Genomic DNA, 14,163 nt, shown 5'->3' with positions numbered 1-14,163 from the left:
TCAAAGGCAGATAACATAAAGAATGTGATAGAATTACCACAGTTAATGAATAATAAAAGATTCAGTAGGATATATTTTGAGTCAATCAAATCAAAATTCAGCAACCACACTTAGAAAAGCCCTAAGTGAATGTATGCTGCGTGACCGTTTTCGCCTAAGTAAACGCATTCAAGGCGCATCACGAATTAAAAAAGAAGAATCAAGAAATGCCGTGTTTGATGAAATTGCATTAGACATCGCACAATCTATGCAGGTTGCTAATAACCGCGAAGCCGATCGTCCAACAATTCAATACCCAGATCTGCCTGTTAGCCAAAAGAAAGACGAAATAGCAGAAGCGATTGCGAATAACCAAGTGGTTATCGTTGCAGGTGAGACTGGCTCAGGTAAGACAACTCAGTTACCTAAAATCTGTTTAGAATTAGGCCGTGGTAAATTTGGTAATATTGGTCATACACAACCACGTCGTCTTGCTGCACGTTCGGTTGCAGACCGTATTGCAGAAGAGATGGAAACACAGCTAGGTAGCCATGTTGGTTATAAAGTTCGATTTAACGATCAAGTTTCTGAGCGCACTCAAGTTAAATTGATGACGGATGGTATCTTACTTGCTGAGATCCAAAACGACAGATATTTAAATCAATACGACACCATTATTATCGATGAAGCGCACGAACGCAGTCTAAATATCGATTTTATTATGGGGTATTTGCGTGAGTTATTACCAAAGCGTCCAGATTTAAAAATCATCATTACTTCGGCAACCATCGATCCTGAACGTTTTTCTAAGCACTTTAATAATGCACCTATTATTGAAGTATCAGGGCGAACTTACCCAGTTGAAACACGTTATCGTCCAATTGTTGAAGATGGCGATGATACCGATAGAGATCAACTTGAAGCGATTTTTGATGCAGTCGATGAGTTGTGTGAAGAAGGGTTAGGGGACATTCTGTTGTTTATGACGGGTGAGCGAGAAATTCGTGATACCGCAGAAGCACTAGAAAAACGTAACCTACGAGACACTGAAATTGTGCCTCTATACGCGCGTTTGTCATCTCAAGAGCAGAACCGAGTGTTCCAACCTCACGCTGGTCGTCGAATTGTATTGGCAACTAACGTGGCTGAAACTTCGTTAACCGTTCCTGGTATTAAGTACGTCATTGATCCAGGTACGGCACGTATTAGTCGCTATAGTTACCGAACTAAGGTGCAACGTCTACCAATTGAAGCGATCTCTCAAGCAAGTGCAAATCAGCGTATGGGCCGTTGTGGTCGTGTATCTGAAGGTGTATGTATTCGTCTGTATTCAGAAGAAGACTTTGTTGCACGTCCAGAATTTACCGATCCTGAGATCTTACGAACTAACTTAGCGTCTGTTATTTTACAAATGACAGCATTAGGTTTAGGTGATATTCAAGCCTTCCCATTTGTAGAAGCACCAGATAATCGTAACATTCAAGATGGTGTAAAGCTGCTTGAAGAGCTAGGTGCGATTAATGCTAATGCAAAAGATCCTAAAAAACGTCTAACAAAAGTAGGCCGAGAGTTAGCTCGCTTACCGATAGATCCACGTTTAGCTCGTATGGTTCTAGAAGCGCCAAATTACAATGCATTGCAAGAAGTGATGATCATTGCGGCTGCATTATCAATTCAAGATCCTCGTGAACGCCCAAGTGACAAAAAACAACAGTCTGATGATAAGCATAAGCGTTTTAATCATGAAGATTCGGACTTTTTGACTTTTGTGAATTTATGGCAACACGTGAAAGAGCAACAAAAAACGCTTTCAAGCAATCAATTTAGAAAGCAATGCCGTAAAGATTTCTTAAACTACTTACGTGTTCGTGAGTGGCAAGATGTTCACTATCAATTAAGCCAAGTAATGAAAGAGCTTAATTATAAAGTGAACCAAGAAGCAGCAGGGTATCAAGGTGTTCATACTGCAATTTTAGCTGGTATGCTTTCTCATATTGGTCAAAAAGATCAAGAGAAAAATGAATACCAAGGTGCTCGAAATGCGCGCTACCATATTTTTCCTGCATCTGGCTTATTTAAAAAACAGCCAAAATGGATAATGGTGGCAGAGCTAGTTGAAACCTCTAAATTATGGGGTCGTATCGTTGCGAAAATTCAGCCTGAGTGGATTGAACCGTTAGCGGGACATTTAATTAAACGCAGCTACAGTGAACCTCATTGGTCTAAGAAATCTGCTGCAGTAATGGCTTACGAAAAAGTCACTATTTATGGCATTCCAATTGTTCCTAAGCGTCAAATTAACTATGGTTCGATTGATGCGCCAGTGTGTCGTGAAATCTTTATTCGCTCAGCACTAGTTGAAGGGGATTGGAACACCAATCATAAATTCTTCAAAGAGAATCGCAAGCTCTTACAAGAAGTTGAAGAGTTAGAGCATAAATCACGACGTCGTGACCTATTGATTGATGATGATCAGCTTGCTGAATTTTATGACCAACGCGTGAATACAGATGTGGTATCAGGTCGTCATTTCGATTCGTGGTGGAAAAAAGCGCAGAAAGAAACGCCAGATTTACTGAGTTTTGAAAAAGAGATGCTATTCCGTAATGATGCAAGTCATGTAACGGATCTTGATTATCCTAACTTCTGGCATCAAGGTAACTTAAAACTCAAGTTAAGCTACCAGTTTGAACCTGGACAAGATAGTGACGGTGTAACGGTACATGTGCCATTACCAATCTTGAACCAAGTGACAACGGATGGTTTTGATTGGCAAATTCCAGGTCTGCGTCATGAGATGGTCGTTGCTTACATTAAATCGTTACCAAAAACACTTCGTCGTAATTTTGTGCCAGCGCCGAATTATGCGGATGCGTTTTTATCTCGCTCAACACCATTTGATGCCCCGTTATTAGACAGTCTTGAAAAAGAGCTGCGCAGAATGACTGGGGTAGAAGTGTTGCGTGAAGATTGGAAATTAGAGCAAATTCCAGATCATTTAAAAGTAACATACCGAGTGGTTGATCATCATAACCGTAAGCTGAAAGAAAGCCGTGATCTATATGATTTAAAAGATGGCTTAAAAGATAAAGTTCAAGAAACCTTATCTCAAGTTGCAGATGATGATATCGAGCAAAAAGGACTTAAAACGTGGAGCTTTGGTGAGCTACCAGCACTTTACACACAAAAACGTGGTGGCTTTGAAGTTAAAGCTTACCCTGCAATTGTGGATGGTAAAGACAGTGTTGAAATAAAACTGTTTGAGACAGAAGAAGAGCAACACAATGCGATGAAAGCAGGCCAACGTCGCTTGATACTTCTTAATGTTCCATCTCCAATCAAATACTTACATAGCAATTTACCAAACAAGTCAAAACTAGGCTTGTACTTTAATCAATATGGCCGAGTGTTAGATTTAATTGATGACTGTATCGCTTGTGGTATTGATAAGCTAATCGAAGAGAAAGGTGGCCTAGTTTGGGAACCTGAAGCTTTTGATAAGATGAAAGAGCACGTTCGCGCAGAGTTAGGTGATACGGTTGTTGAGATAGCTAAACAAGTTGAAACGATTTTGACAACTGCATTTCAAATACAGAAAAAACTAAAAGGTCGTGTTGATTTAAGTATGGCATTTGCGCTTTCTGATATTAAAGCACAAATTGAGAATTTAATTTTCAAAGGCTTTGCGACAGAGTGTGGTTGGAAGCGATTGGCAGACATTCATCGTTATATGAAAGCGATTGAGCGTCGAATGGAAAAATTGCCGATTGATCCTAATCGAGACCGCATGCATCTACTTAAAGTAGAAGGTATCAATAACGATTATAAAGAGTTGTTGAATAAAATCCCCAAAGGGCAGCCAGTTCCAGATAAGGTAAAAGAGATCCGTTGGATGATAGAAGAGCTGCGAGTGAGCTATTTTGCCCAACAACTTGGGACACCGTATCCAGTTTCTGATAAACGAGTTAAAAATGCCATTGCCGATTGTTAAGGTATCCCCTAGACTATAGGTAATATCGGCATATTAATTGCTTTAGTATAAATAAGATTAAAAAGAGCGGCAAAGATTGCCGCTCCCTTTTTGAAAAATAGGATTGAAAATGAAAAAGACACTTTTAGCGTTAGCTCTAGCAAGCGTATCAGTAACTGCTGCTGCGGATTCTCTAATTTACGGTGGCCTACAAGCTGGTTCTGCTGATTACAGAGGCGACAGTTCAACGGTATACGGTGCTCACATTGGTACTGGTATCCTTCCGTTCATTGGTTTAGAAATGGGTGCTTGGAACCTAGGTTCTTATGACGTTGCTGGTCAAACTACAGACGTTACTTCTGTTAACTTTGCAGTTAAGCCAAGCATCGACTTTGGTCCATTACACGTTTACGGTAAAGCGGGTATGCACAGCTGGGAAGAGAAGGGCGCATTTAAAGATGACGGCGTTGATCCATTCTTTGGTTTAGGTATTGAATACAACATCTTACCAATGTTTACTGTTGGTGCAGGTTACAACAACTTTACGGTTGACGATAAAAACATCGATTTCGCATCTGTTAACCTAACAGTGCACTTCCTATAATCATCTGATTATTAGAACAGTAAATACAAAAATGGCGACCAATGCGGTCGCCATTTTTTATTCATAAGATAGAGAAATCAAAAGTTAATCAACTAATTGATATTCTTCTTTCAACACTTTAATGATCTCTGCTTTTGGATTATCGCTCAACGTAATTGGAGCGCCAGTAATTTTAGCTGCAATATCCAAATACGTTTTTGATAGCTCCATCATCGCCTCTAGCGGAAGTTCATTATCTCGAGCTAAAGCAAAGCGCTCTTCCATGCGATTTTTGTTCAAAAGAATGTCCGGTTCAGCAAAGTGATTTAATAAGAACTGACGGAAGCCTTCTTTTGAGTTCTCAATAATATGACCAGAGCGGTAAGCATTTTTATCCCAAATACGTGAAGAATCCGGGGTGCCAACTTCATCCATATAAATCAGTTTTTCATTGCCTTGAGCATCGTTTACATAACCAAACTCAAACTTTGTATCCACAAAAATTTGGTCAATTTTGTTTAATGCTTTCGAGATAACAGCAAAGCCTTCTTTAAGAAGCTTCTCGTATAAATCAATATCTTCAATGCATGAGAAGTTAAATTTATCATAGCTATCTTCAATGTTTTTACGAGTGATATTTACGTCATCAACTTCTGCTACACCATCAATACCTTTTAAGATACCTTTTGTTGATGGTGTTAATAATAATTCAGGTAATTGCTCGTCTTTTTCTAAACGCTCTGGAATTTGAATACCACAGAACTCACGTTCACCATTAGTGTAAGCACGCCACATTGACCCAGTAATATATTGACGACAAATAGCCTCAATCATTACCGGTTTTGCTTTTTGAACAATCCACACAAATGGGTGAGGGATATCAAGAATGTGACTATCTGCTAAGTTGTTATCTTTAAATAACTGGAACCAGTGATTAGAAATTGCGTTTAATGCTGCGCCTTTACCAGGAATTCCTTTAAGTCCGCCTTCACCGTGCCAAATACAATCGAATGCTGAGATACGATCGCTGATAATCATGATAGCCAGAGGGGCATCCGCTGCAACATTATAGCCTTTCTCTTTAATAAGACGGTGGCTGTCTTCTTCTGTTAACCAATATACAGAGCGTACTTTTCCACTGTGTACTGGTTTATCAGTGCGGATCGGAAGATCATCATTAACAGCAAGTACTTGTTCGGCAAAATTCATTATTGAATTCCTATATAAACTATTTAAATACAGGACGCATCATACCAGAACTATTTTGTACTACCAGAACAAAAAGCAAACGTTTGCTATTATTTGTATCAAAAATCTGAGTTGAGATAATGAGTGTCTATCAGTTACACTCAGCGAAAGGAAAAAATCAATCAATAGGGCGCTTATGCTAAGTAAAAAAATCATTGCTTTAGGTATGTTAGTTGTAACAAGCAATACTTGGGCGGCTATGTGTCCTGTGACAGTAGAAAATGATCTGCTACTAACGCCAACAGGTGAAGTAAAAGTAGATAAAGCTCAAGACAAATTGAAAATTGATCAAAACGGCCGTGTATTTGTTAATGGTGAAGAACTTGAATTAACGCAAGAGCAGAAATTAGCCATTGAAAAATATCAACAGCAAGTGGCTAGTTATATGCCTTCAGTGGTTGATTTTGCTGATAAAGGTATCACTGCTGCAACGGATTTTGTGAATGAAATCGAGATTTCATTTGATGCTGAAGGCTCTTTTGATTCAGTTAAGAACAAAATTGATGAATACGGTGTAACAGCAAAGCAAAAATTTTACAAAGGAAAGGACTTAGTGCTTGAGCATGACTTTTTTAAAGAAGTCGATACGACATGGAAAAGCGATTTCGAAGTGATGATTCAAAGCTTGGATAAAGAGCTATTTGCTAGTGTGTTTAACTCATTGTCTGACAAAATGCAAAATGGTGAACTTAACTTTTCTGAGTTACAACAGCAATTTTCTGAGGTTCAAACTTCAATTAAAACCAAAATGAATGAGCATAGTAAAGAAATAAAAGAAGACGCTCAAGAACTCTGTGATTCAGCAAAAGAGATAGCGGAAGAAGAAAAAACGCTGCATCAATTGATCCCTGAATTGCAACCATACCCAGTTTTTACTATTTAATTTAAAAAAAGAGACAAAAAATGATCGATACAACCCAAACCATTATATTTTCTAAAACGGTATGTCCATTTTGCGTTAAAGCCAAAGCGATCTTTGACGATAAGAATATAGCTTATAAGGTATTAACCTTAGATGTTGATTTAAGCAAAGATGAAATGGTGTCATTAATTCAAGAGAAAGAAGGGATTGCGGTAAATACCGTCCCTCAAATTTACTTGGATGGAAAATATATCGGTGGACATGACGATTTAGTGGCGTTTTATGAGCGTCAAGAGACTGACATGGATCTCGATGCTTTTGAACTGTAGAATACAGTTAACTAATTAATATTTACGTCAAAATTATAAGCGTAATAAATACTATGAGTGATGGATATGTGGGATTCTCTTCTAACGTTAATACAGGATGATAATGCAGTTGTTTTGCGTTTTCCTGAAAATTTTCAGCCGGATGCTGAACCGACCCTCAAAGGGTTTAAAGATTCATTAGAAGAGATAGGTGCAACAGGATTCTTTTTTGATGAGAAGAGCATTACCTCAATTATTCACGATATGAAAAGTGGAGTGATCACTAATCATCAAAACCGTCAAGTTGCTGAGCGCCGTGATGCAGAAGTATTTCTTGCATTAGAAGATCGTGATATGAAAGCAACGATGGCCGTAATTGGCGCTTACGGTGGACGTGATATTCAAAGTAGCGATATCATCTCAGTACTCACAAACATGGAAGTCACTCGTGGTATTAGCAAGAATGCGCTAAAGAAAGTTATGTTTTTGAGCCGTAACCTAGCAGCAGGTGAGAAAGTTTCTCTTGTTGTTGCTAAAGGTAAAGAGCCAATTGATGGTGTAAACGCAAGTTTTGTCCCTCTCGTTGAGGATTTTCGTGAGCAAGCATTAAAGCCTCAGGAAAAAGAAGGGGAAGAAGATAAAGTTGATATGCGAGATTTGGGTGAAACTATCACCGTCGTTGAAGGTGATGAGTTAATTCGTCGCATTCCTCCAACAACAGGCACAGATGGTTTTACTGTTACAGGTGAAGTGATCCCTGCCACGCCTGGTAAAAATACAAAGCTTCGTGCTGGTAAAGGTGCAACCATTTCTCCAGATGATCCTGAGTTAGTGATAGCAGCAACATCAGGCATGCCTTGGATTAACCAAGATGGGGCAGATGTTGATAATGCACTGTGTTTAAATAATGTCGATATCTCAACCGGTCATGTGAAATTTAAAGGCAGTGTTATTGTTAGTGGCGATATTGCCGCAGACATGATCGTAAAAGCAACTGGCAGCGTTACTGTCGGTGGCTTTATTGAATCAGCTGATGTACAAGCGCATGGTGATGTAATTGCCATGAAAGGCATCATTGGTCACCAAGTAGAAGCGGGTGAAGATTACACGTGTTTTGTAAAAGCAGGCGGTAAAATCACCTCAAAATTTGTGCAATCAGCTAGCCTGCAAGCATCAGGTGATATTGAGTTAGGTCTACATTCCATACAAAGCTTTGTTAAGAGTAAAAGCTCCGTTACGGTTATGGACAAATCAGGTCGAAATGGTTCGATTGTTGGTGGGGAAATATACGCAGGCTCAACCATTACAACGGTGAATTTAGGTGCAACAGCTGGCACAGAAACCTTAGTAAAAGCCTTTACACGCTTCGATAAGTATAAAGAAAACATTGCTGATTTGAATGCAAAATATAAAGCTGCTCAAGAGAACACAATGAAAGTGGTTCGAGCTGAAATGGACTTAGCAAAAATTCCAAAATCGGAACGAACGCCAGAACAAATTGAACGTGTTCAAACCATGAAAGAAGACTCGAATAAAGAGATTGCACTTTCAATGAATCGATTCCAATCTGCAGAGGAAGAGCTAAGAAAACAACTAACAGAAAACGTAGTGAAAGTGACTGAGAGAGTTTATCCAAAAGTCACGATTCAATACTCCGATGAACAAGTAACAACAAAACGCGAACATAGCCCGTGTAAGATATATTTCAATGAATATGAAATAAAAATAGATCCAATCATCTCAAAAAATACCAATTTGATTGCAGATTAATGATTAGGTAAGACACCTTAGTTAAATCCACTTAAACCGCTCATTGTAGCGGTTTTTTGTTGCTAAAATGTATGGGTGTAAACAGTCTGTTAGCATGATGATAAGGTTAAGAGCTAAGAATTATTAAGTGTGATCTGCATCTAGTTTAAAACTTGCGACGCTTCTAATATTGAGGATACTTATAGACATAAATGAAACATTTGTGCTGTTCAATAGGATGTTGAAAGTAGATGTGGGAAATATCGAGGCAAATATGGCTAATATGATCGAGTTTGATTACAGTTCGTTTTTAATTAACTCAAGCAAACAAAAATGGACATTTTCACAAGCATTGAAAAGCATGATCCCAACCTTTGGAACCGTGTGGAATGCATCTGTTCATGATAAAACCCCAACACAAGAAAGGCTACGCTTAGAAGCGCTGCAAGTCCTTTCGTCGCATATTAATGATGAGTCAAATATTATTCGTCTTATTCGTTTAGCTCGCATTGAAGGTATTACTGATTTACAGGTGAAACTGCCTTACATACTCGATGATGAGCAAGTCCGATACATTCTAGATAATACTCATACTGAAATATCTCAATCAAATGCTGAATTTGATCTTCTTTATGTTCACTTGCTCAAGCAATCGTAAGTAACTATTTTACTCTTTTGCTAAGAGACAACTTGAATTAGCATAATTCCTACTTTTTAGTGGATAACCGTTAATTTACGATTTAGTGTTAACCATTGAGAGTCAGAAAAATAGTAGCAATTAGAGTTGCAGATAATCGCGCTCGCAGTACCAAACTGTTTTGCTTTTTCAATTGTTTCACTTTCAGATAAATGGTGAGATGGCTTTAATCTCACCAATCGATTTAACTCAACTCCATGAGCGAGCAAAACGTCAGTACTTGGTATAGAAGTATTGGCAGTAATAAAAATCCATTTATTTTGTTTCGATAAACTTTTTAAGATTTGTATGAAGTGAGATTCACACTGTGCGTTCACTAAGCTTGCAGCACTCGTAATATGCTGAGAGATTGCGTGATTAAATGAGTTTGAGTACGTAGTTAATGATATTGCTCTGTTCATAATAAAATACCTGTTCATCCATACAGTGTGTATTTATACAGTACTTTTATTTTGGTTACTGATCAAGCTATTTTTTATTTTATATATAGTATAAAACACTCTTTAAGTTTAGATGCTTCATTCTAACTATCTGAAATTAATGCTTATTAGATAAAATTGATTAAGAGTAAACAGCTTTGCTAGAGGTTTGATATAATGGAGCATAGAATTTTTAAACAAAAAACGATATGTACGATAAATCATTATTAGAGCCAATCTACTCATTTTTACAGTGCGAAACCCCTGATGAGTGGATTGAAGAAGCCAAAAAGCCAGAGAATCTATCAGTAATACTACGAGATCATTTGATGTGCGAATTGAAAGCAGCGCAAAGTGCGCTGTACTTGATCCGTAAATACGCAGTGGACGCAGAGAGTACCAATATATTGCTTGATTGGTTTAAGCCTTATGAAGATTTCGCGTATAAAAAAACGGGGAGTTTAGAGACGCTAAAAGGGAAAAGTAATATCTCTAAAAAAATAACGGCCCGTAAAGATTCGCCATACAGCCAAAATTTGATTGATAAAATGGTGTTGTTGATCAAAGAAGAGCTGCATCATTTTTATCAAGTACTTGAGATAATGGATCAGCGTGATATTCCATATCAAAATATTAGAGCTGGTCGTTACGCAAAAGGCTTATTTACCAATATCATCACACATGAGCCATGTACATTAATTGATAAACTAATCATTGGTGCATTTATTGAAGCTCGTTCTTGTGAGCGATTTGCAAAGTTAGCACCATACTTAGATGAAGATTTAGCAAAGTTTTATATTTCTTTATTGCGTTCTGAATCGCGTCATTACCAAGATTACCTTACATTAGCAGAGCAGGTGGCTGGTGGTGATGTAAGTGAGCGTGTGGCTCATTTTGCGAAGATAGAAGCAGATCTTATACAGTCTCCAGATACGGATTTTAAATTTCACAGCGGTGTTCCAACAATAGCATAAACATTGGAACCATTTTGGAGATATAAAAAAAGATCGCTTCGTGCGATCTTTTTTTATTTAGGAAAGGTTGAAAATTAGATTACCATTTCTTCTTAGGTTGGAATAACACATCGATGTCATCATCTTTGTTTTTATCTAATTTATCTTGTAATTCTTGGTCTTGTTTCTTTTTGGTCTTATTGTTTAACTCATCAAGCATATCTTGTAATTGAGTACGTGCTTTATTTGAGTAACCATCGTTTTTACTAGATAGGGCATCAATGCCTTTTTTCAGTAATTGACGAGCAGTGCCTGCTTGTCCGCGTTGCGTTGCTTCTTTAGCACGCTTCACTACGTTTTCAATATTAATGCGGATCTGCATTGATTCAAGACGTGCATTTTCAGCCACAAAAACTTGAGTGTTAACTCGACCTTTTTTATGTTCAGCGCGTAATGTATCACGTAGGCGTTTTACTAACTTAAGCATAACAAGTGCTTGTTTATCATTACTTGGTACTTTGAAGTTAGTACTATCACCACCAGTATAGTTTGTTTTTAATTGCTGAAGCTGTTGTTCCATATTTTCAATACGAGAACTGTATGAACGATCGTTTGGTTCGAGCTCATAGATAGAACGTAAAGCATCAAGAATTCGTTGGTTCAAACACACTAGCAGCTCTTTGCTGTAAGGAAGGTGATGAGCATTTCCAATCAATTCTTCTGTTGAATCAATGATAACCATATGTTTAGCCGACTCTTGTTTTTTGGCAGACTCAATCTTTGTTCTATATTGAACAATGACGTTATAGCCAATAATCAAGGTAAGTAAAATCGCAAAAAGTCCGATAATGAGAGCAATATTCATATTTTATATCATACATCCAGTAGTAATAATTTCTAGTGTAACACCTTGTAAACTAAATGAATAGCAAGGGCTTAAAGTGCCGTGTAAATTACCCGAAAGAAAGGGTATCTTACTAGAACTTAATGATACTTATCGACAGTTGTTCACATTTCTTTAATTTATTCGGGTTAAACATATACAATTCATTAAATATAACGTTAAGGCTTTGAAAATGGAAAGGAATGAGTATATAACTGTAACTTATAAGTAAATTAAAATTTGATGTAAAGGATTACAGGTAAATAAAATGAAATTACAACAGTTAAGATATATTGTTGAAGTGGTAAACCACAGTTTGAATGTCTCCTCAACAGCAGAATCACTTTATACCTCTCAACCAGGGATCAGTAAACAAGTGCGTTTATTAGAAGATGAGCTAGGTGTCCAGATCTTTGAGCGAAGCGGTAAACATTTAACAAGAGTAACCCCATCAGGTGAAGAGATTATTAAAATCTCGCGTGAAATCCTTTCTCGTGTGGAAAGCATTAAATCGGTTGCAGGAGAGCATACTCATCCTGAAAAAGGCACGCTTAATATCACCACAACCCATACTCAAGCTCGTTACGCATTACCTGATGTGATTAAAGGATTTAAAACGCGCTATCCTGATGTTTCTTTACATATGCATCAAGGTACGCCAGCACAAATGTCCGACGCGATAGCTAAAGGAACGGCAGATTTTGCTATTGCTACCGAAGCGCTTCATTTATACCAAGATGCGATTATGCTGCCTTGTTATCACTGGAATCGTTCGATTGTTGTCACCAAAGATCATCCATTAGCGCAGAAATCGAATATCACCATTGAAGATTTGGCCGCGTATGATCTTGTGACTTACGTCTTCGGCTTTACTGGTCGCTCAGCATTAGACAGTGCCTTTAATAAAGCAGGCTTAAAGCCCAAAATAGTATTTACCGCAACAGATGCCGATGTCATTAAAACTTACGTGCGCTTGGGTATTGGTGTTGGTGTTATCGCGAGTATGGCTATGGATCAAGAGAGAGACACTGACCTTGTTGCTTTAGATGCCAGTCATATCTTTGATGCAAGTACTACAACGATTGGCTTTAAACGTGGTTCATTCTTAAAAAGCTATATGTTTGATTTTATGGAGCGCTTTGCACCCCATTTAACTCGCCCAATAGTAGAGCAAGCGACCATGCTTAAAAATAATCATGAAATTGAAGAGATGTTTAAAGACATAAACCTTCCTGTCCGTTAAGATCGTCCTGATATTATTTTCAGGGGCATATAATGCATTCTCAGCAGTTTTTAAATATAGACCGTTTGTTATCGCAGACGGTCTTTTTTTGGCAATTTTCTGCTTTTCATAGTTCAGATTATCCATGGCGAACCACGCATGAAAATTTAAGCCGCTGGCTTGATGGATTAACTCTGGATGAGGTGCAGAAATTAAAGCTAGTCCCTGAAAAACTAACGCAAGCACTCTCAGTTTTTATTCCAGAAGTTCATGATCTTTATGAATTAAGTCAGCTTGAGCAACTACAAGCGGCTAAGCTAGTTATGCCAAAGGGATTAGATTCAGGAATTAACGGTCGTAAGTGGCAACAAATTACCAATTTAAGTGCTTTAGGTATTCAATATTCACAGCCTCAAGATCAGTGGCTAGAGTGGTGTGGTGGCAAAGGATATTTAGGTCGGGTGCTTAATGTGGCATCAGGTAAACCAGTAACCACATTAGAGTGGCAAGATGCTTTGTGTCATAGTGGTCAAGAATACGCAGACAAGCATCAATTAGACATGACGTTTATCCAAGGTGATGCGTTGGCAACTAGTGCATCTGAACTGATTAGAGCTACCCAACATGCGATAGCGTTGCATGCCTGTGGTGATCTTCACGTAAGTCTAATCCAAAAGGGCATAGATAAGTCGATAGATGCTATTACTTTATCTCCTTGCTGTTTTCATTTAACTCAGTCATCGGTTTATGAAGGGCTGTCTGCATTATCAAAACAAGCACAGATCCGTTTATCTAAAGATGATTTACGATTACCACTGCAAGAGACAGTAACCGCAGGGAAACGCACACAACATCATCGAGAGCAAGAAATGCAATATCGATTAGGGTTTAATGCCTTGCAGCAGTTTGTTACTGGCAATGATAATTATGTCCCTGTTCCAAGCATAAAAAAATCATTATTAAGTGATGGTTTTGAAGCTTTTTGCCAATGGGCTAGCGAGCATAAAAAGCTGCAATTGCCTGGCGATATTGATTTTTGCTATTGGTTAAACAAAGGAAAAGAAGCGTTTGTGGTGATGGAAAAATGCGATTTAGTGCAGCAAGTATTTAAACGTCCATTGGAAGTATGGTTATGTTTGGATCGAGTCTTATTGCTAGAAGATGCGGGGTATGAGGCTCGTATCGGGGAGTTTTGTTTAAAAGAAGATACCCCAAGAAATATTGTCATTCAGGCTAAGAAAGCGTGAAACAAACATAAAAAAGGCGCTAACTAAGCGCCTTTGCTATGTA

At 38.1% G+C, this 14,163-nt stretch carries 12 protein-coding genes; 9 read left to right on the top strand and 3 right to left on the bottom strand.

Going from position 1 to position 14,163, the window contains the following annotated elements:
* Positions 1–133: 133 nt before the first annotated feature.
* On the top strand, positions 134–3,970 hold the full coding sequence (hrpA, locus tag PVK71_RS10835) for an ATP-dependent RNA helicase HrpA (RefSeq protein WP_274418565.1): 3,837 nt from the start codon (positions 134–136) through the stop codon (positions 3,968–3,970).
* A 109-nt stretch (positions 3,971–4,079) separates the two neighbouring features.
* On the top strand, positions 4,080–4,553 hold the full coding sequence (locus tag PVK71_RS10830; protein WP_274418465.1) for an outer membrane beta-barrel protein: 474 nt from the start codon (positions 4,080–4,082) through the stop codon (positions 4,551–4,553).
* An 84-nt stretch (positions 4,554–4,637) separates the two neighbouring features.
* Here PVK71_RS10830 and PVK71_RS10825 read toward each other — a convergent pair whose 3' ends face one another.
* Positions 4,638–5,741, bottom strand: a complete 1,104-nt coding sequence (locus tag PVK71_RS10825; protein WP_274418463.1) for a phosphoribosylaminoimidazolesuccinocarboxamide synthase — start codon at positions 5,739–5,741, stop codon at positions 4,638–4,640.
* 175 nt (positions 5,742–5,916) lie between these two features.
* On the opposite strand from PVK71_RS10825, the gene PVK71_RS10820 reads away from it, so the two are divergent.
* From PVK71_RS10820 to PVK71_RS10805, 4 genes are all read left to right on the top strand, one after another.
* Positions 5,917–6,663 carry a YggN family protein gene (locus PVK71_RS10820; RefSeq protein WP_274418462.1) on the top strand — a complete coding sequence of 249 codons (747 nt, stop codon included), beginning with the start codon at positions 5,917–5,919 and terminating at the stop codon, positions 6,661–6,663.
* A gap of 20 nt (positions 6,664–6,683) precedes the next feature.
* Entirely contained in the window at positions 6,684–6,971 is a 288-nt protein-coding gene (locus tag PVK71_RS10815) for a glutaredoxin domain-containing protein (RefSeq protein ID WP_130047926.1), read from the top strand.
* 66 nt (positions 6,972–7,037) lie between these two features.
* Positions 7,038–8,720 (top strand): DUF342 domain-containing protein, encoded by a 1,683-nt coding sequence (locus PVK71_RS10810; protein ID WP_274418461.1) that lies wholly within the window; start codon positions 7,038–7,040, stop codon positions 8,718–8,720.
* 253 nt (positions 8,721–8,973) lie between these two features.
* A complete protein-coding gene (locus PVK71_RS10805) occupies positions 8,974–9,357 on the top strand; it encodes a transporter (RefSeq protein ID WP_274418459.1) in 384 nt (127 codons plus the stop codon).
* A gap of 56 nt (positions 9,358–9,413) precedes the next feature.
* On the opposite strand, the gene PVK71_RS10800 is transcribed toward PVK71_RS10805, so the two are convergent.
* Entirely contained in the window at positions 9,414–9,797 is a 384-nt protein-coding gene (locus PVK71_RS10800; RefSeq protein ID WP_130046241.1) for a hypothetical protein, read from the bottom strand.
* Between the two features lie 227 nt (positions 9,798–10,024).
* Between PVK71_RS10800 and miaE the strand changes: the two genes are divergently transcribed.
* Positions 10,025–10,789, top strand: coding sequence for a tRNA isopentenyl-2-thiomethyl-A-37 hydroxylase MiaE (gene miaE / locus PVK71_RS10795; protein WP_274418458.1), 765 nt, complete (start codon positions 10,025–10,027; stop codon positions 10,787–10,789).
* A gap of 79 nt (positions 10,790–10,868) precedes the next feature.
* On the opposite strand, the gene PVK71_RS10790 is transcribed toward miaE, so the two are convergent.
* Positions 10,869–11,633: a DNA repair protein gene (locus PVK71_RS10790; RefSeq protein ID WP_130047930.1), complete on the bottom strand. Its 765-nt coding sequence runs from the start codon at positions 11,631–11,633 to the stop codon at positions 10,869–10,871.
* A 286-nt stretch (positions 11,634–11,919) separates the two neighbouring features.
* On the opposite strand from PVK71_RS10790, the gene cysB reads away from it, so the two are divergent.
* On the top strand, positions 11,920–12,894 hold the full coding sequence (cysB, locus tag PVK71_RS10785; RefSeq protein ID WP_130047931.1) for an HTH-type transcriptional regulator CysB: 975 nt from the start codon (positions 11,920–11,922) through the stop codon (positions 12,892–12,894).
* A gap of 32 nt (positions 12,895–12,926) precedes the next feature.
* On the top strand, positions 12,927–14,120 hold the full coding sequence (locus tag PVK71_RS10780) for a methyltransferase (RefSeq protein ID WP_274418457.1): 1,194 nt from the start codon (positions 12,927–12,929) through the stop codon (positions 14,118–14,120).
* The last annotated feature ends 43 nt before the right edge of the window (positions 14,121–14,163 follow it).

This window comes from Aliivibrio sp. S4MY1, from assembly GCF_028765545.1.
Classification (GTDB): domain Bacteria; phylum Pseudomonadota; class Gammaproteobacteria; order Enterobacterales; family Vibrionaceae; genus Aliivibrio.
This window is presented reverse-complemented; position numbering and strand designations above follow the sequence as displayed.